The organism is Kamptonema sp. PCC 6506, from assembly GCF_000180455.1.
Taxonomy (GTDB): Bacteria; Cyanobacteriota; Cyanobacteriia; order Cyanobacteriales; family Microcoleaceae; genus Kamptonema; species Kamptonema formosum.
Window position 1 is genome coordinate 1 of record NZ_CACA01000327.1, and the last position, 17,893, is coordinate 17,893.

General features: G+C 45.2%; 16 protein-coding genes. 11 read left to right on the forward strand and 5 right to left on the reverse strand.

The genetic code is table 11. The features are described from left to right. The first annotated feature begins 20 nt into the window (after nt 1–20). Both OSCI_RS21725 and OSCI_RS21730 read left to right on the forward strand, forming a co-directional pair. Nucleotides 21–1,379 carry a sensor histidine kinase gene (locus tag OSCI_RS21725; RefSeq protein WP_007357301.1) on the forward strand — a complete coding sequence of 453 codons (1,359 nt, stop codon included), beginning with the start codon at nt 21–23 and terminating at the stop codon, nt 1,377–1,379. Nucleotides 1,380–1,843: 464 nt separating this feature from the next. Beyond that, nucleotides 1,844–2,434: a hypothetical protein gene (locus OSCI_RS21730; RefSeq protein WP_007357302.1), complete on the forward strand. Its 591-nt coding sequence runs from the start codon at nt 1,844–1,846 to the stop codon at nt 2,432–2,434. A 181-nt stretch (nt 2,435–2,615) separates the two neighbouring features. Here OSCI_RS21730 and ald read toward each other — a convergent pair whose 3' ends face one another. Next, nucleotides 2,616–3,704, reverse strand: a complete 1,089-nt coding sequence (gene ald, locus OSCI_RS21735) for an alanine dehydrogenase (RefSeq protein WP_007357303.1) — start codon at nt 3,702–3,704, stop codon at nt 2,616–2,618. Between the two features lie 495 nt (nt 3,705–4,199). Between ald and OSCI_RS21740 the strand changes: the two genes are divergently transcribed. From OSCI_RS21740 to argH, 6 genes are all read left to right on the forward strand, one after another. Beyond that, a complete protein-coding gene (locus tag OSCI_RS21740; protein WP_007357304.1) occupies nt 4,200–4,922 on the forward strand; it encodes a DUF502 domain-containing protein in 723 nt (240 codons plus the stop codon). Nucleotides 4,923–5,170: 248 nt separating this feature from the next. Then, nucleotides 5,171–5,803 (forward strand): transcription antitermination factor NusB, encoded by a 633-nt coding sequence (gene nusB / locus OSCI_RS21745; protein WP_007357305.1) that lies wholly within the window; start codon nt 5,171–5,173, stop codon nt 5,801–5,803. A gap of 112 nt (nt 5,804–5,915) precedes the next feature. Beyond that, the gene (gene ftsY / locus OSCI_RS21750) at nt 5,916–7,850 is read left to right on the forward strand and encodes a signal recognition particle-docking protein FtsY (RefSeq protein WP_007357306.1); all 1,935 of its coding nucleotides are present in this window, start codon (nt 5,916–5,918) and stop codon (nt 7,848–7,850) included. A gap of 128 nt (nt 7,851–7,978) precedes the next feature. After that, complete coding sequence (locus OSCI_RS21755; RefSeq protein WP_007357307.1) at nt 7,979–9,472, forward strand: PP2C family protein-serine/threonine phosphatase; 1,494 nt, start codon at nt 7,979–7,981, stop codon at nt 9,470–9,472. After that, nucleotides 9,462–9,701 (forward strand): hypothetical protein, encoded by a 240-nt coding sequence (locus OSCI_RS21760; RefSeq protein ID WP_007357308.1) that lies wholly within the window; start codon nt 9,462–9,464, stop codon nt 9,699–9,701. The genes OSCI_RS21755 and OSCI_RS21760 overlap by 11 nt, the downstream gene beginning before the upstream one ends. A 104-nt stretch (nt 9,702–9,805) precedes the next feature. After that, entirely contained in the window at nt 9,806–11,194 is a 1,389-nt protein-coding gene (gene argH / locus OSCI_RS21765; RefSeq protein WP_007357309.1) for an argininosuccinate lyase, read from the forward strand. On the opposite strand, the gene OSCI_RS30895 is transcribed toward argH, so the two are convergent. After that, nucleotides 11,191–11,358 (reverse strand): hypothetical protein, encoded by a 168-nt coding sequence (locus OSCI_RS30895; RefSeq protein ID WP_007357310.1) that lies wholly within the window; start codon nt 11,356–11,358, stop codon nt 11,191–11,193. The genes argH and OSCI_RS30895 overlap by 4 nt on opposite strands. Nucleotides 11,359–11,768: 410 nt before the next feature. On the opposite strand from OSCI_RS30895, the gene bcp reads away from it, so the two are divergent. The 3 genes from bcp (at nt 11,769) to OSCI_RS21780 (ending at nt 13,942) form a co-directional block, all read left to right on the forward strand. Further along, a complete protein-coding gene (gene bcp, locus OSCI_RS21770; RefSeq protein ID WP_007357311.1) occupies nt 11,769–12,248 on the forward strand; it encodes a thioredoxin-dependent thiol peroxidase in 480 nt (159 codons plus the stop codon). Between the two features lie 258 nt (nt 12,249–12,506). Next, complete coding sequence (locus tag OSCI_RS21775; protein WP_007357312.1) at nt 12,507–12,962, forward strand: NUDIX domain-containing protein; 456 nt, start codon at nt 12,507–12,509, stop codon at nt 12,960–12,962. 158 nt (nt 12,963–13,120) lie between these two features. Next, nucleotides 13,121–13,942 (forward strand): alpha/beta fold hydrolase, encoded by an 822-nt coding sequence (locus OSCI_RS21780; protein WP_007357313.1) that lies wholly within the window; start codon nt 13,121–13,123, stop codon nt 13,940–13,942. Between the two features lie 290 nt (nt 13,943–14,232). Here the strand turns inward: OSCI_RS21780 and OSCI_RS21785 are convergent, their stop codons facing one another. The 3 genes from OSCI_RS21785 to OSCI_RS21795 all read right to left on the reverse strand — a co-directional run bounded on the left by OSCI_RS21785 (nt 14,233) and on the right by OSCI_RS21795 (nt 17,762). Then, nucleotides 14,233–15,204, reverse strand: coding sequence for an XDD3 family exosortase-dependent surface protein (locus OSCI_RS21785; RefSeq protein WP_234708794.1), 972 nt, complete (start codon nt 15,202–15,204; stop codon nt 14,233–14,235). Nucleotides 15,205–15,266: 62 nt separating this feature from the next. Next, the gene (locus OSCI_RS21790) at nt 15,267–17,084 is read right to left on the reverse strand and encodes a choice-of-anchor tandem repeat NxxGxxAF-containing protein (protein ID WP_007357315.1); all 1,818 of its coding nucleotides are present in this window, start codon (nt 17,082–17,084) and stop codon (nt 15,267–15,269) included. A gap of 126 nt (nt 17,085–17,210) precedes the next feature. Beyond that, a complete protein-coding gene (locus tag OSCI_RS21795) occupies nt 17,211–17,762 on the reverse strand; it encodes a hypothetical protein (RefSeq protein ID WP_234708795.1) in 552 nt (183 codons plus the stop codon). Nucleotides 17,763–17,893 lie beyond the last annotated feature (131 nt).

The window sequence follows — 17,893 nt, forward strand, 5'->3', positions numbered from 1 at the left end:
CCTTCTACTTACCAGGTGTTATGTTTCAAGCTACTCGTCGTCGCCTCGCTATTTGGTATACCGCCGTTACCGCCGTCCTCTTATTACTATTTGCTACAGGTTTCTATATCTACGTTCGTACTACCTTAATTGAACGCATCGACGACACCCTCAACCACGTAGTAGAAGTAGTAGAAAGATCCCTCGTTATCGAACCCGTAGAAACTCCCCCCGCAATGTCTCCCGTAGTTCTCAATGGCCAATTTCAAGTTAATGTTTTTGATAGCTTTCGAGATAATGATGTTGACGTAGAAGACGACCATATCGATCTAGAATGGTTTAGTCCTACAGGGGAATTACTCTGGTCTACTCTCGCTGAACCTCTGGATATTCGCCTCAATCCTAACCGTACTGGTGAGACAGTCTATAAAAAAACAAATGATTCATCTTACATCCTCAGACAGGTGACAGACCGCGTAGAAGTTGGTCGCCAAGTGTTAGGATATTTGCGGGTTAGCCATCCCTGGTTTGAAGTTACTAAACCTATTCGTCAATTGATGCTAGATTTAAGCCTGGGTACTGGTTTAATGGTGATCTCTGTTGCTGCTATTGGCTGGTTATTATCGGGGTTGGCGATGGAACCGGTGCGAGAGTCTTATCAACATCTTAAACAATTTACTGCTGATGCTTCTCACGAACTGAGAAATCCGATCGCAACTATTCAAACTAATGTACAAGTAGCTTTAGCAGAACCAGATATCGAACCTCAACAGCAACAACAGCTACTACTTATAGAAAGGCTGACTCGGAGGTTGGGAAAATTGGTTGATGATTTGCTATTCTTAGCTAGACAAGATAGCGGTATAGTACAGCCGCAATTGCTTCCTGTTCCCTTAGATGCTTTGTTAATGGAGGCGATCGCAGAACAAAAGGCGATCGCGATCGCAGCAGGTATCAACCTCTCACTGGAAATAGTCGATCTGGACACATCTGAGGATGATTTTACGCTCTGTGGTGACTGGGATCAATTAGCTCGTTTGTTCACAAATCTTATCAGTAACGCACTGCATTACACCCCCTCTGGCGGTAAAGTTGACATTGAATTGCAACTTCCAGCCAAAGGCAAGAAGCCCTCAGCTCTCAACAGGGCTTTACAGGTTAAAATTAAAGATACTGGTATTGGGATTCCACCAGAAGCGATACCTCATTTGTTCGATCGCTTCTATCGTGCAGATCCAGCTCGTACTCATCGTACCGCTGCGGGGTCAGGATTGGGATTAGCGATCGCTCAAGGAATTGTAAAAAATCATCACGGCGACATTCGCATTGAAAGCGAACTCAACAGAGGTACGATCGTTACAGTTATCTTACCTGCATACAGAGCCGAAGAATCCCGTTAAAAAAGATTGGCATCATTACCAAACTAATAAAACAATTTTCTAGTATTCAATTTTCTGGCATTCAATTTTTAATTTTTGATTTTTAATTTTTAATTTTCTAGGAGGGGCGATCGCAACTAAAACTTGCCGAGCAAGAGTAAAATATCTTACCAGAGAAAGGAGGTAATTTTGATACTTTCATGCTCTAATATTTGAGTTGACTTCCTATTGATGCTCTAAAAAGCCCAAGTTTTACGATCCAAGAGGATGTTGCTTAGCAATCTGAGTTCGATGACGGCTAAAAGCATTGATTTAGCCTATGTCATTTCGAGGCTGTTCAACGAAAGAATCATGGTTGTAACCATTTTCGTCAAACTCACATTCAGCAACAAAAACCTTTGTTCTAGTAAAACACGCTGGCAATACCTCACACTGTATAACGATTAGGCTCATAACTTTCCTCACAGATTATAGGAGATATATTGATGATTTCACACAATAACCCACTCAAAACAAACCTCAGTTGGCTAGGAGTCCTCAGTGCTAGCCTGCTTGTCAGTCTAAGTACAATTGCCTTCGCAGGTGGGCCTCCACCTCAAGGGAAACCGGCAGCCGCGCCTGCTACCACAGAACCCGCGAGTCAGGAACCAGCAAAGGCCCAACCTGCAACCACCCAACCCAATGCCACCCCAGCCGCACCACAGGCCACCCCACAGACACCCGCGCAGACAATGGCGGCCCCTGCGCGATTCCCCCTACCTAGCGCCAGAGTAGAACCCTCAGAAGGCGTAGTCACAATCAAACTGGTGAATACGACAAATGCTTTAATTAGTTATCAAGTAGTAGGGGACACGCAACCGCGAACACTAGGGGAACAGTCAGAAATTCAGCTTAAAGGTCTAAAAACTCCCGTCACTATCACTTACCAGCGCGAAGACGGGGGATTATTAATGGTACGTCCTCAAGCAACCGCGACACCCGGATTCTTGCAAGTCAGTTTTAGCGCTACAACTGATTTAAGCGTTGATACAAAATCGCTGAACGTTCAAGCAGAAGGCGGCGTATTTTTAAACTGAGAACCTGTCAGGGGTTAAAACCCCTGACTAATAGCTAAAGTCGTTTTCAGACACGATTAAATGATTGGGCCCAGAAACCGGGTTTTTGAGTTCGTATGTGGGTAAAAACGAAGTATTTTCGTCAAAAAACCCGGTTTCTTTGGTTGGGTGTGTAAGTCCCGATCGCGATCTTTTTTCAAACCTAATCTGCCAAATCAGGAAACACCTCCCGCACCGCAGGATGCACCAAACGACCATTCTGAACATTCAAACCCTTTGCTAAAGCAGAGTTACCTTCGAGAGCTTTAATACCGCGATTGGCAAGTTGGACAACATAAGGCAAAGTGCTATTATTCAGTGCTTGAGTAGCCGTCCAAGGAACTGCCCCCGGCATATTCGGGACACCATAATGGACAACACCTTCCTCAATGTAAGTAGGATTAGTGTGAGAAGTCGCTCGCAGAGTTTCCACACAACCCCCTTGGTCAACAGCCACATCGACAATCACCGAACCAGGGTGCATCTTGCTGACCAAAGAGCGAGATACTAGAATCGGAGCTCGACGGCCCAAAACTAATACCGCACCAATGAGCAAATCAGCATCAGGAACAACAGCCTCAATTTGAGATGAACTGCTGTAGAGGTATTCCACTCTAGAACCGAAGATAGTCTCCAGATAAGCCAAACGCTCCAAATTTACATCTAAAATCTGTACCTGAGCGCCCAAACCTACGGCAATTCTAGCGGCTTCCGTACCGACGATACCGCCACCGAGAATTACCACTTTACCCGGTTTAACTCCAGGGACACCCCCTAAAAGCACGCCTCGCCCCCCTTGCTGGCGTTCGAGAAACCGAGCTCCGAACTGCACAGACAAGCGGCCTGCAATGATACTCATCGGGGTTAATAGGGGCAATTTTTGATCTGGGAGCTCGACAGTTTCGTAAGCGATCGCCTGCACTCCCGAAGCGATTAAATATTCAGTTAGCTGGCGATGCGCCGCCAAATGCAAGTATGTAAAGAGCAACTGCCCTTTTTGCATCAGCGGGTATTCCACAGGTAAAGGTTCTTTAACCTTTACCACCAATTCTCGATTCCAGGCATCCTGAGAGTTTGATACAATCTTCGCCCCAGCTTGAATATAGTCGGCATCTGTAAAACCAGCACCAATACCAGCACCACTCTCCACAAAGACTGCATGGCCGCGATCGCAACATACCCGAACGCTCATGGGACTGAGCCCGACACGAAATTCTTGATCCTTGATTTCCTTGGGAACACCAATTTCCATCTGATACCTCGACTGTTAGCAGTGCCGCGATCGACTCTAACTTATATAGATTTACGCAACTGTCACAGTTAAATCAACTTGTGGGTGCGTTAGGCTTTTTTTAGAGATTGATAGGCTCAGAGTTTGGGCTTAGTTACGCACCCTACTGATTGTCCGGGGCTTTAGTCCTAATCATATATGTCTTCAGAGGTTAGAAGTCACCTCCTAATTAAAATTGTCTTAAAATATACATTTGACTGGCATAATTCTTAGAATCAGAGCTTACGGATTCACCCAATCCCTGTGCCTGATTGTCAGAAAAACCTCAAGCAGGTACACAGAAGATGCGCGATGCCTGCGGCCGGCGTAGCCATCGCGAACTCTTCCCTGAGACCAAGGCGCAATCTTGCCGGATAGCAGACAATAAAACAGCTACTATCCTCAAAACCAGCCTAGTCTAAACCCTCTCACATTTGACTTGTTCCCTGAGCCAGTTATTAAGGACAGTAGACTACCATGTTCCAACGCTTCAAGCAGGACTTAAAAAATGACCTGATTGCAGGTCTGTTGGTAGTGATCCCCTTAGCTACCACAATTTGGCTGACGATTACTATTGCTAGTTGGGTCATTAATTTTCTTACCAAAGTTCCCAACCAGATCAATCCCTTTGACGGACTCCACCCACTGTTAGTAAATCTACTGAATTTCTTGGTAGGTCTTGCTGTCCCCCTGCTGAGCATCTTACTAATCGGTTTGATGGCTCGCAATATTGCGGGGCGATGGCTGCTAGATTTTGGTGAAAGGCTATTACAGGCGATACCTCTAGCCGGCTCGGTTTACAAAACCCTCAAGCAGCTTCTAGAAACTATCCTCAAGTCTAATGATAAATTTCGCCGCGTAATATTGGTAGAGTATCCTCGACGAGGGATTTGGGCCTTGGGTTTTGTCACGAATACGGTAAGCGCCGAGATTGAGTCTCACCTACAAGGCACTATGATTAGTATTTTCGTCCCTACTACACCCAATCCTACTACTGGCTGGTACGCGATCGTCCCAGAAAATGAAGTGATTACTCTCTCTATGTCTGTTGAAGATGCTTTTAAGGTAATAATATCTGGCGGTATTGTTAATCCTACTGTCTCTATTCCTGTACCATTAGCAAATATCCCAGGCAAAAAGCTAGAACCCTTACTTTCTGAAAGTAGGTTACAACCTGTTCCTGTAGAAGAAGATTGTTAACAGTTAACAGTTAACTGTTAACTGTTAACTGTTAACTGTTAACTGTACTCAAAACTTTGGTGATGGTTTATTTCTCGGCGATTGAAATCGCGTCTACACAAACAAAGTCCGCCTACGCGGACTTAAAGAATTAAAGAGGATATTAAGCCAGATTTGGTAGACACCGTAAGGGTGCGTAAGTCCTGTTTTACTAACAACCAACAACCAACAAATAACCACTAACCACTAACAACTAACCACTAACTAATATGAAAAAAGCCCGCGAAACGGCGCGTGAAGTGGCACTTCTTGGTATTAGCCAACTACCCGCAAATCCAGAACGCTTAGAAGCGCAACAATTACAAGATGTGGTATTAGCGGCTGTCCGCACCCTGGCGGGGGAAGTCCAAGATGCGATCGAAACAGCCGCCGCCGAAGTGCAACGGGGTAGCGATCGCCTCCTGGCCAGTGAAATCCGTGCCCCTGACTTGCAGACTGCCAGGACAATGGTACACGAAGCCATAGAACTGACCCAAACGGCCATTAATCGCTTAGGTATAGCCCTAGAATTGCCAGAAACAATCCATCTAGCCAACCAAGAGGATGTTCGCATCTATGCCTTAAAGATCCTGGGTACAGTAAGCGCTAACCGCCCTGCAATTGATGAATTGCTGAGTGCGGCGCTGGTAGATTGGCAAATAGATCGCTTACCTCGAATTGACAGAGATATCATGCGGATCGCTGTGGCTGAAATCATGTTTCTCGACCTTCCCGAACAGGTAGGGATTAACGAAGCTATAGAATTGGCTAAACGCTACAGCGGTGATGAGGGATACCGGTTCATTAATGGAGTGCTGCGGCGGGCTGTGGAGAAAATTAAGCCAGAATCGAGCTTAGCTTAGAATAGCTGGAGGCGATCGGTAATTAGGAATTGGTAATTGGTAATGATAAGGGTAAAGTGTGAAGTGTAAAGCGTGTCTTTATATTTTATCCCTCATCATTCCCCCTTTCACTATGGTTTTTAATTGGTTTCGCCGCCAGTATAGCGATCGCCCCGACGACTCCCAAAACGACGAGGCTAAATCCGCTGAACCGGAAACTGATTCTACGGAATCAACGCCTCCAGAGGAAGAACAGCCTGAAGCCGTTGCTGAAGACTACCTAAGTTGGGCTAAAGCCGCCTATAAAAATATTCAGCAGCAAAAAGGACTGGCTGAAACCGCAGAAGTCTCGCCCCCAGCAGTTACGGAACCACTTGAGGTAGAAACCGCTGCGGAGGTTTCGCAGGTAGAGGAATCAGCTACACCTGAGATCGCGCCGCCAGAAATCACTGAACCTGTTGTTGAGATTCCCCAAATTGAGGAATCAGCCACACCAGAAGTTACGCCGCCAGAAATTACTGAATCTGTTGCTGAGACTCCCCAAATTGAGGAATCAGCTACACCAGAAGTTACACCGCCAGAAATTACTGAACCTGTTGCTGAGACTCCCCAAATTGAGGAATCAGCTACACCAGAAGTTACGCCGCCAGAAATTACTGAATCTGTTGCTGAACTAGAAATTGCTACACAAACTTTACAGATTTCTATAGCGGAAACACCTGCTGAACAAACAGAATTAATTCATCCAGTAGAAGAAGTAACAACAGCAAAAACACCAGAAATAGAAGCAGAAACCTCTGCACCACCGCTAGCGATTTCGCCAGAAACTCCAGGCGAAGCAACAATTTCTGCATCAGAAACTCCACCCTCAGAAACAACGACTGCCGAACCCTTACCATTTTGGGCAAGGGCCCAAGCTGAACGAGAAGCGCGGATCGAACGATTAAAAGAAACGGCAATTGAAGAACCAGAAGAAACGATCGCTGCTATTAATTCAACAGCAGCCGAACCTTCGACAGTTATTGATGAAGAATTTCCAGTTGATTTCGATGAGGGTTTCGTGTGGTCAGCAGAAATTTTAGCTTCTCAAGGTCGCCGTCCCGATCAAATTTCTTTTGAAGAAATTACTTGGCTACAAAAATTGCGGCAAGGGTTAGAGAGAACCCGCCGTAGTTTGATTAACCAGCTTAAAGCCATAGTTGGCCAAGGCCCCCTCAATCAAGATGCAGTGATCGAAATTGAGTCACTGCTATTGCAAGCAGATGTCGGAGTTGAGGCTACAGATATTATTGTTAATGCTTTGCAGCAAAAACTGCGAGAGGAAGTGTTACCTCCCGAACAAGCGATCGCTTATCTTAAAAAACTTTTACGCGAACTCCTCGATAAGCCTTGCCAAGAAAGCGCTTCTGGAAATCCTGCCTACAGCTTAACTTTTGCGCCAGAAAAAGATACCCTCAATATCTGGCTGATAGTTGGGGTTAATGGAGCTGGTAAAACTACAACTATTGGTAAAATAGCCCACCTTGCTCAGAAATCAGACTACCGAACCTTAATAGCGGCCGCTGATACTTTTCGGGCCGCCGCAGTAGAACAAGTGAAAGTGTGGGGAGCCCGTAGCGATGTAGAAGTGATTGCCAATCCTGGGAAAAATACTGACCCCGCTGCTGTAGTATTTGATGCGATCGCCGCTGCTCAATCACGAAATACAGAACTCTTAATTGTTGACACCGCCGGTCGCCTCCAAAACAAGAAAAATTTGATGGACGAACTTAGCAAAATCCGTCGCATTATAGACAAAAAAGCTCCCGGTGCTGTCGTAGAATCTCTATTAGTTTTGGATGCAACCTTGGGGCAAAATGGTTTGCGACAGGCTGAAGTTTTCTCAGAGGCAGCACAACTTAGTGGAGTAGTCTTGACAAAACTCGATGGAACTGCTAAAGGTGGTGTGGCACTGGCTGTAGTACAGCAGCTAGGTCTACCAATCCGGTTTATTGGTGTCGGGGAAAGCATCGAAGACCTCCGCCCTTTTTCTAGTTATGAGTTTGTAGAAGCGCTACTGAGTGGTTAACTGTTAACTGTTAACTGTTAATAGCTAAAGTTAATAGCAATTAGCAATTAGCAATTAGCAATTAGCAATTAGCAATTAGCAATTAATCCCAAGTTCAATTAAGCCTGTTACTAATAAATCCCAACCCGATGACTGCTGTGCCTTTGCCAAGACCATCACCTCAACCGGCTGACCGCTCTCCCGGTCGTAATCCTTCAGAAGTAACGCCAGTTTTCGCACTTAAAGAACTGGTGGCGCGACTGCATCGGGAACAGCATAATATTCAAGATATGTTGAGTTCCTTGGGATTTGCCCTTCGTAGTTTTAACAATCTCAATCAATTCTTAGAGTTAATTCCTTTAGTCGCCACTCGCGTTACTGATGCTGACGGTGGAGCTCTGGTACTTTTTAAGCCAAATGGTCAAGTTAGGTTCCAGCAGTTGCACTGTCAGGAAGGTCGCCAGTGTCAAGATATGCGGAAAGCTCTGGAGATAGCAACTCGCGAAGTTGTGGCTGAGATGGGAAACCCTTTAGAGGCTTTTCCTGAAACTTTTCTGCAAACTTCTACTGCAAGTCTTGACGATCAAGTAAGCCGCTATTTGGGCGAGGATGTTCACTTGTTTGGAGCTCCTATTCTGGTGAAGAATTCCGAACGCGGTCGCCTCTATGTTTTTAGCCACGATCCCGAATATGTTTGGACTCCAAGTCGGCAGAAATTAGTCAGATTAGTAGCCGATCAAACAGCAGTTGCGATCGCAAATGACGAACTTACTGTTAAGTTACAAGAAAAAGAACGTTTAGACAGAGAATTAGAAATTGGAGCCGAAATTCAACTGCGGTTGCTTCCTCGACAATGCCCGAAGATTCCCGGCGTTGATGTGGCCGCTCGTTGCGAAACTGCTAGCCGAGTTGGGGGAGATTACTATGATTTTATTCCCGCTGATTATGACCCGCTTTTGAAATCCCGTGAAGGAGAATATCCTTCCTCCCTGCTACAAAATCTCAAATCTAAAATTGAAAAAGGTCGCTGGAGTATTGTGATTGGCGATGTCATGGGGAAAGGCGTACCTGCGGGTTTAATTATGACGATGACGCGGGGGATGCTACGAGCTGAAGTTTTAAACCGCCACTCGCCTTCTAGAATTCTCCAACATTTAAACCGGGTGATGTACGCGGATTTGGATAATTCCCACCGATTTGTGACTTTGTTTTATTCTGAGTACGATCCTAAAACGCGGATTCTATCTTACAGTAATGCGGCTCACAACCCACCTTTGCTCTGGCAGTCGGCAACAAATTCTCTTAAACGGCTAGATACTTTAGGAATGCTGATCGGTTTGGATGCAGATTCGCACTATTTTGAGGCGCAAGTGCAATTATCTCCGGGAGATACTATTATTTATTACACTGATGGTTTTACTGATGCTGCTAACCAAAGGGGCGATCGGTTTGATGAGGAAAACTTAAGTGCGGCTTTTCAGTGGGCTTGTCATAATTATCAAGAGTCCCAAGCTATTTTAGATTACTTGTTCGATCGAGTTCAGCAGTTTATTGGTCTGGGAAACCGCAATGGGGATGACATGACGCTTGTTGTAATGCGAGTAAAACTTTCTGCTTCAGGGGAAAATACAAATGATTCTTAATACCGTGCCGGAAATTACTAACCATTTCTTCAGTCTGACTGATGCGAATGATAGTCTACTTTTGTTACTTTGGAATTCGCTTTTTGATGGGACAGTGTTGTTAGGTCAAACCTATGACATTTTTGGTGATATCCAGAAAGCCTGGAGTAACTTCCTTTCAAGTGGTCAAGCTGCGGCTTTTATAATTGGTCTCTTTGTGGGATGGTTCATTAAGGGTATTATGCCTTAGATTTGTTAACAGTTAACAGTTAACAGTTAACGGTTAATGGCAGAGTTCAAGTATTCTAATGCAATCGGCAATGTAGGACACTTGACACTTGATACTTGACACCTATGACAACTGACCCTAAAACTTGGAGCCAAAGGTTTGAATCGGCGTTGCACCCTGCGATCGCACGTTTCAATGCCAGTATTAGTTTTGACATTGAACTGATCGAATATGACATCACTGGTTCTGTAGCTCATGCAACAATGTTGGCTAAAACTGGGATAATTTCTGCGGCGGAAGGCGAACAACTGGTTGCTGGTTTGGAACAGATTCGCCTGGAATATCAGCAAGGCTTTTTTAAGCCGGGAGTTGAGGCGGAAGATGTCCACTTTGCTGTCGAAAAGCGACTAACGGAAATTACTGGGGATGTGGGCAAAAAGTTGCACACGGCGCGATCGCGCAATGACCAAGTGGGTACTGATACCCGCCTTTACCTGCGGGCAGAAATTGCCAAAATTCGCCACCAATTGAGGGAATTTCAATATGTTTTACTCAGCATCGCTGAGCAGAATGTAGAAACCTTGATTCCTGGTTACACTCACCTACAACGCGCTCAGCCTTTGAGTTTAGCTCATCATCTGTTAGCTTACTTTGAAATGGCAGACCGGGATTGGGAACGTCTGGGTGATGTGAGTAAGAGGGTGAATATTTCGCCTTTGGGTTCCGGGGCGCTGGCAGGAACTACTTTTCCCATTGACCGACATTTTACGGCGGAACTCTTGCAATTTGAAGGAGTTTATGCTAATAGCTTGGATGGAGTGAGCGATCGCGACTTTGCGATCGAATTTCTGGCAGCGGCCAGCTTGATCATGGTACATCTGAGTCGTTTAGCAGAAGAAATCATCCTCTGGTCAACTCAGGAATTTGGATTTATCACGCTCAAAGATAGCTGTGCTACGGGTTCCAGCATCATGCCCCAAAAGAAAAATCCCGATGTGCCCGAACTGGTGCGGGGAAAAACCGGGCGCGTCTTTGGTCACTTGCAAGGTATGCTAGTGCTAATGAAAGGTTTACCCTTGGCCTACAACAAAGATTTGCAAGACGATAAAGAAGCCTTGTTTGATAGCGTAAAAACCGTCAAAGCTTGCTTAGAAGCAATGGCGGTACTGATGAGCGAAGGAATTGTATTTAATGGCGATCGCCTAGCCGCTGCTGTGGCGGAAGACTTTTCCAACGCCACAGACGTAGCAGACTATCTAGCAGCACGGGGCGTACCTTTCCGGGAAGCGTACAACCTCGTAGGCAAAGTTGTCAAAACCTGCATCGTGGGGGGCAAACTCCTCAAAGATTTAAGCATTGAGGAGTGGAAAGGGTTGCACCCTCAGTTTGAGTCAGATATATACGATGCGATCGCTCCCCGGCAAGTAGTTGCAGCTCGTAATAGTTACGGCGGAACCGGATTCGAGCAAGTCAGAAAAGCAATTGCCGCAGCCCACGAGCGCCTTGGCCATTAGGTTTCAGCAGCCGCCATGTCGTTTTGTTGCCTCCCGCCATCAGACGACCGCTGGCCGCCTCTGCCGCCAGAGTAAAAAGGCGTAGTTTTACGTTTGCGAAACTTGCGTGCGTAAGCTTGATTCCGTAGGGCTTTCTCTTTCTTTAGATTGCGGCGTTTAGCCATGCTGACCTCAATAATAAACAACAAAACGGCTGCATATTTTTAAGCAGCCGCGGAGCCTCTCCGAGACTCATTCTGCCACCTGTGGGCATTAGAGCTACTCATATATCGAGTAGTTACCGTTCTATGAAACTTACTCAAATCTACCTATAGTAGATTTAACGTTCATTTCCTGCTTCTACCAAGGGAGTCGGCTCCAACTTGTCCACAGGCGTAACTTCAGACCGAACTGGTCTTACTAATTCTGATTGAAGTGCTGAATTTATGGCACCCCCAGAATTGCGTGAATTATTACTTTACTAGAACGCGGTATCCCGCGTTAAGCTAGTTTGTTTACAGATACTTCACAAATAGATCATAGCAGGCTCCAGGCAGCCGCGAAAAACCAATTGCCCTCTTGACAAAATTAACAGATGACCCTTAACCCTGGAGATTTAGCTCCTGACTTCAGCTTACCCGACGCTCAAGGCAACCAAATCAGCCTCGCAGATTTGCGAGGAGTGCGAGTTGTGCTGTATTTTTACCCTCGCGATAACACTCCCGGCTGTACTAAAGAAGCTTGCGGCTTCCGCAATATATACTCCGAGTTCCAGTCTCGGAATATCGCTGTATTCGGTGTCAGCACCGACGATGCCAAATCCCACGCTAAATTTGTGAACAAATATCAACTACCTTTTCCCTTGCTGTGCGATGAGGGGGGTAAAGTCGCTACCGCTTACGGTTGCTATGGGCTCAAGAAATTTATGGGCAAAGAATATGTGGGCATCACCCGGATGACTTATGCGATCGCTCCAGATGGTAGGATTGAAAAAATCTACCGCAAAGTCAAACCAGAATCCCATGCAGAGGAAGTTTTAGCCGACTTTTTAGCAGTCTTAAGTCCTGAGTCGTGACTGGTGGATAAGACTCAAAAGCTAAATGGAAGGAATTAGAATCTTAAATTTAACTAATGATACATAAATTAAACTAGAGCTTACGCAAAACTATCCCTAACACCGCCATCTTGATAGTTTCTTTTCTGTACCCGTTGGCGGCCATACTGTAAGGGTGCGTAAGTTCTATAATCATCAAGTTTCGATAGTTGTAAGTCAATCTCAAAAAATCTTCTTCCTACTTCCTTCTTCCCTCTTCCTTCTTCCTTCTTCCTTCTTATGCGTCGATTGTGGCAGATTGGACAAACGGTATTGGGCCTGATCTTTCGTCACCCCATCACCGGCACTAGCGTTATCCCTTTATTGCCAGACGGTAGAATAGTCTTAATTCGCCGCCGTGATAATGGTTTATGGGCATTGCCGGGGGGAATGGTAGACTGGGGCGAAGATATTCTCACCTCCGTCCGCCGCGAATTAGCCGAGGAAACAGGCTTAGAATTAGTGAAGATTCGCCGTTTAGTGGGCGTATACTCTGCTCCCGATCGCGATCCGAGAATTCATTCTATTTGTGTAGTGGTGGAAGCGGAAGTGCAAGGTAATATGCAAGCCTACGATACCCTTGAGGTTAGCGAGGTTCAAGCTTTCTTTCCGGCTTCGTTGCCAGAGGGTAAGCTCAGCCATGACCACAGCCAGCAGTTACAAGACTATTTTAATGGTCTGACGACTCTGGCTTAAGCTAGAAAGAAGTTAATAAGAATCTAGGCCTATGCAAGATCGGGTGTATCAATTTAGGTGTGGGTAAGATTCCCCTTTGGCGTACAATCTTCTTTGAGGTTTGAGTTCGCTCTGTTATGACAATTATCAAATTTTTTACGCCTCAACATTGAACAAGGATGTATTTATCGCTCCGTAATTCCCGCGTAAAGCTCTCTGTTGGGCAAATCTTCTGGCGTGAAATCGGCTCTGGTGCTGATGTGGTATTCTTGCATGGCTCGTTGCATGACAGTGCTCAATGGCTACCCGTGATTGAACGTTTAGGTGCCGATTACCATTGTTTTGCACCCGATTTGCTGGGTTTTGGTGAGTCTGAGCCGGCGGCTCGCAAGATTCACTATTCGATTGAGTTAGAGGTTGAGTGTTTGGCTGAGTATTTGGAGACTTTGAAACTGCGGCAGTTTTATTTAGTTGCTCATTCTCTGGGAGGCTGGATTGCGGCGAGTTATGCGTTGAAGTATTCGGATCGAGTTTTGGGTTTGGTACTTTTGGCACCAGAGGGGTTGAAGGTAGGATCTTTAAAGCAGCGCTGGTTGTGGGCGAGGTGGTTGTGGGTGCTGCCGACTGCTGGTTTAGGGGTATTGCGATCGCTCTCTCCTGTGGCTAGAATTTTGGGCGTTCAAAAAAAACTTGAGGGATTGATCCAACTGAAGCAAGGTTTATCTAAGTCGCCTGCGGCTGCTAAGCTTTTGTTCGATCGCAGACAGGTAGAAATTCAAGGAGAGTTATTGGACGATCGCGCCTGTTGGCTGAAGATACCTATGTTGATTTTACAAGGGTCGGAAGATAAGGCAGTAAGTTTGTCACTGAGCCAATCCTACGCTGGGCTAGCTCCTAAAGCCGAAATGCAAGTTGTTAGTGGCGGGGGGAGCAATTTGCCGCAGGAAGTACCGGAGGCGATCGCTCAACACATTCGCAAGTTTATCAGTCAATATTATTGAATTGTTGTTTGTTAATTGCTAATTGCTAATTGCTAATTGCTAATTGCTAATTGCTAATTGCTAATTGCTAATTGCTAATTACTAATTGCTAATTACTAATTGCTAATTGCTAATTGGTAATGGCTAGTTGCTAATTGCTAATTGCTAATTGCTAATTGCTAATGGCTGATTACTAATTGCCAAGTGTTTGTTTTCCGCCAATATTAGAGATTAGCAATTAGCAAAAGGATGGCAATTACTATTGCCGCAAGCAGACGTTAAAACACTGAAATTGCAAGATTAAGCCTATCTTATTCGTCAGATGCAGCAAAAATCTGTAAACTTTCCCGATGATGTTTACGTTTCGCCAGTAAGCGAGCACCAATTAGGCCTAACGCTACCAAAGTTCCCAAGAAAGAAGATGGTTCAGGCACGGCTTCCAATTCTCCATCAATCGGGATGTCATCATTTTCCAATTCTCCATTAATTGCGATGCCATCATTAGCACATTCGGCAAAGAAATTAGCGATAAAGCTGCCAGAAGGCATTAAAGATTTGTCAAAGCTAAATCCAATAGTTTGAGAACCGGTTGCTTTAAAATGAGCAAAATCTAAACCCATAACGTTTAATGCTGCGGTAGTCAAGAAACTGATATCACCTACTTTTTCACCAGAATCAATTACATTGAGAACTGTCCAGTCACCTGTTTGCTCAAAGTAGGAATCAGTAGCACTTAAATCACCCGTTGAAGGCGTACCCCCTCTGGATTTAATGTGAGCGTTGTACTCGTTTAAATTCCCATAGCCCGAATTAGTCTCGGCTACACTTTTGGCGATGACATTGCTATAAACTCCTGTGGTTTCAGCGCCGGAGTCATTGCCTTCTGCGAAACGGACGGCAAATAATTGACCGATTGTACTAGCTTCATTGAACTTTAAACCAGAGAAATTTAAGAACAAATCGCCATAACTAATACTGCCTCCTTGAACACCACCATGTTCAAATCCTGCTAAAGATAGATTAGTATTAAGAGCAACAAAAATTTTCTCGGCAGTTTCTTGAAATGCCAGGCCGTAAAATTCAAATGCTCCACCTCCTACTTGTCCTCCTGTTACGCCGTCATTGAAAGAATCAATGGCATAATTCCAGCCATTGTAGAGGCTTGCAGCTCTAGCTTTTTGTGGTTCGGATGCGACAATTATGCTGGCGGCAAAGGCTGTTGTGATGCAGCGAATTAGATTTTTTGTTGTTAGATGCACGGGAATACTCCTGAATTTAGGCATTGAGAAAATCCAAGTTTGTTGTGTAAAGGCGCGATTAATTACGCCTTTACCATCGTTGAAAATTAAACTTCTTTGTTAGCTGATGCGCGTTGACGTTTGAGTTTGGCAGCGACAGCACCAAATATTAATGTGCCCAGGATTGTCGTCGGTTCGGGAACGGGTTCGGTGCCGCCACCGATGCCAGGGTCAGGGTCAGGGCCACCAGGGATACCAGGGTTCTCTGGTGCTGCATCTGGGTTGAGGAGTGCGTACATATCAAAGCTCATTAAATCGGTATTAGAGGCGAGTTTGATGGGGAATACGGCGGGATTGTTGGGATCGACATCAAGACCGGTGACGGTAAATTCTTTAACGCCAGTACCGTTGACGAGTAAAGCGCCAAGTTCGGCAGCAAATTGGCTAAAATCGATGCGATCGCCTGCGGTGAAATCCTTGCCTAAAATGATGTCTCCAACTGCTACGGTGAAGGGTTTAATAAAATTGCTCGGCAAGTCGAGAATTGAAGTAAATAAAGAGTCAGAAGTCATCTTGTAGTTAAAGCCGTAGGCGGTGGGAGGATCGAACCAGCGATTTCCTTCAACATTGCAAAAACTGTGGGTGGCTCCATCACGGTTACAGTTGGGTAGCCAAGGATTATATTGAGAATCGGCAAATTTGTTAGCACGGAAAATGCCTTCAATACCATTGGCAAGTTTTGCCCAGAAACTAATTTCGTTGTCGTCGCTTAAACCTTCGCGATCGAAGAAAATATCTGTTACTGCGGAACCACCAAAAAGAGCTTTGCCATCAGTACCCATGAGGATAGATCCAATGCCTACAATCTTATCGTTTACCGCATCGTCTCCAATAAAGATTCCTTTGCCCACATTTACCTGACTACCTGTAAAGGCAACTATTCCTTTTTTGTTGATGGAATTAGTACCGATAGAATCAAAGTTGCTGCTAGTCACACCTGTGACTGGATCGAAATTAGTACCAGCGATAACGTTGCGACCAAAGATCGATCCGTCGGCACTAATCAGCATTTGACCACTGCCGTTCCGGTGAACATAAGAAGACACAAATCCGTTATCGCTGATGTTGGCTTCGCGATACCAACCATTCCAAAAAGAGGCAGAGTCTTTAACTATTTGATTGATCCCATTTTCATCTCCACTCCAAAGGCCATAGTGACTTGTAAATCCTACCATTCCTTCATTGTTGATGGAGGGTGCGTCAGTGATGGGACATTGAAAATCACTTGCACCAGCACTTTTGCAATTGGTGATATTCAGCGTAATACTACCATCGCTTTTGAAGATTTCTCGAACTCCATTTTTGACGGCGGAAAATGCAACTTCTCCCTTGTCGTTGAGTGATAGTCCCGGTAGAAAACTACTATATTCGCTGCCAGTTTCGGCAATAAGTTTAGGTTGTGAACCAATCTTGCCATCATAGCTGTATATGCCTGTAGCTCCAGTCTTTAGGGTTGCAAAAAATGCTACTGTTCCTGACTTGTTAATGGAAAGTCCTTGACCAAAACTGCTAAACTTGGAACTGGTTTGAGTATCAGCAATTAGTCTGGGAGCACCGACTCCCGTGTAGCTGTAGATTGCTTGACCGCCACCAGTTAGATTGGCATAATAAGCAACTCTTCCACCGTTATTGTTGATAGCAAATCCCTTTTGCTTGGCATCAAATGTGTTAAACCCTGCTTGCAGGCTTGTGCGGCCAAGTCCTTGACCAACACTGCTGTTTGAAGATCCAAGGTTAAATAGGTTGTTGGGATCGGAAATTGCAATAGGGGTAAAGTTGAACGCAAAAGCTAGAGCTTTTCCCCCGGCTAACAAGCTAAGAAATAGTGCCGTTGCTGTTGCTTGAAATATCTGTTTCCGTTTCATAGATGCTGTATCTCCTGGTAATTTATTAACAATGACTTTGTGCTTTTCAATTGTTCGCGAGCTTCTATCTCTTTATCTGCATCACCTATCGGTTTTTACGCCGAATTTGAATTCTGTTACATTTCTTTACAATTGACACTGGTCGATATCGGGTTCTAACATGGCGGTAGCGGCCAATAATTCCAACAAAGCGTGCAGTTTTTCGTGAGTAATGCAGAATTCGGCTGCACTTGCATCCTGCGAAACTCCCAACTGTTCGATCGCCACTTTTTCCTCTGGACTCACTTGCAGGAACGTCATTTCCTCCGGGTTCCGCAAAATCCAAGACCCGTCGGGATGTTCGAGCCACTGGGCGATCGCTTTCAACCGAGGGCCCTGAGAACGTGCTAAAATCCCCATAGCAAGAAGTTTTTCCACTAGCTTTGCTACTAAGTCGCGATCGCACCTAGAAAATTCTGCACTCAACCGACTTTGAACTTCACTCACCGTCAAAACACCCGTGAAGTAGCGCAAAGCATAGCCTTCGACCTCATTGAAGCGAAATTCCCTCCCTCCTTCTATTGCTTGCAGAATAATTTCCTCTGAACTCCGCAGTCTGGCAAGTTTCCACCCAGGTCTGATGTCTGGACAAATCCATTTGTCCCATTCGACATTAGTGGGACGTTTTTCAATATTCATTAGCATTATGTGATGCTTACCCTTGTGCCCTTCAAACTATCTATCGGGAGGGACACTCAACTTTTATGCGATATCTGGCGTTTATTTACAAAACTTTACGTCATGTCCTCGGAAAGACTGTATCTCGGCTT

What these genes read in the sequence shown, in the direction of transcription:
- OSCI_RS21725 (WP_007357301.1), top strand. Translation starts at nt 21, where the DNA reads ATGTTTCAAGCTACTCGTCGTCGCCTCGCTATTTGGTATACCGCCGTT.
- OSCI_RS21730 (WP_007357302.1), top strand. Translation starts at nt 1,844, where the DNA reads ATGATTTCACACAATAACCCACTCAAAACAAACCTCAGTTGGCTAGGA.
- ald (WP_007357303.1), bottom strand. Translation starts at nt 3,704, where the DNA reads ATGGAAATTGGTGTTCCCAAGGAAATCAAGGATCAAGAATTTCGTGTC.
- OSCI_RS21740 (WP_007357304.1), top strand. Translation starts at nt 4,200, where the DNA reads ATGTTCCAACGCTTCAAGCAGGACTTAAAAAATGACCTGATTGCAGGT.
- nusB (WP_007357305.1), top strand. Translation starts at nt 5,171, where the DNA reads ATGAAAAAAGCCCGCGAAACGGCGCGTGAAGTGGCACTTCTTGGTATT.
- ftsY (WP_007357306.1), top strand. Translation starts at nt 5,916, where the DNA reads ATGGTTTTTAATTGGTTTCGCCGCCAGTATAGCGATCGCCCCGACGAC.
- OSCI_RS21755 (WP_007357307.1), top strand. Translation starts at nt 7,979, where the DNA reads ATGACTGCTGTGCCTTTGCCAAGACCATCACCTCAACCGGCTGACCGC.
- OSCI_RS21760 (WP_007357308.1), top strand. Translation starts at nt 9,462, where the DNA reads ATGATTCTTAATACCGTGCCGGAAATTACTAACCATTTCTTCAGTCTG.
- argH (WP_007357309.1), top strand. Translation starts at nt 9,806, where the DNA reads ATGACAACTGACCCTAAAACTTGGAGCCAAAGGTTTGAATCGGCGTTG.
- OSCI_RS30895 (WP_007357310.1), bottom strand. Translation starts at nt 11,358, where the DNA reads ATGGCTAAACGCCGCAATCTAAAGAAAGAGAAAGCCCTACGGAATCAA.
- bcp (WP_007357311.1), top strand. Translation starts at nt 11,769, where the DNA reads ATGACCCTTAACCCTGGAGATTTAGCTCCTGACTTCAGCTTACCCGAC.
- OSCI_RS21775 (WP_007357312.1), top strand. Translation starts at nt 12,507, where the DNA reads ATGCGTCGATTGTGGCAGATTGGACAAACGGTATTGGGCCTGATCTTT.
- OSCI_RS21780 (WP_007357313.1), top strand. Translation starts at nt 13,121, where the DNA reads ATGTATTTATCGCTCCGTAATTCCCGCGTAAAGCTCTCTGTTGGGCAA.
- OSCI_RS21785 (WP_234708794.1), bottom strand. Translation starts at nt 15,204, where the DNA reads ATGCCTAAATTCAGGAGTATTCCCGTGCATCTAACAACAAAAAATCTA.
- OSCI_RS21790 (WP_007357315.1), bottom strand. Translation starts at nt 17,084, where the DNA reads ATGAAACGGAAACAGATATTTCAAGCAACAGCAACGGCACTATTTCTT.
- OSCI_RS21795 (WP_234708795.1), bottom strand. Translation starts at nt 17,762, where the DNA reads ATGAATATTGAAAAACGTCCCACTAATGTCGAATGGGACAAATGGATT.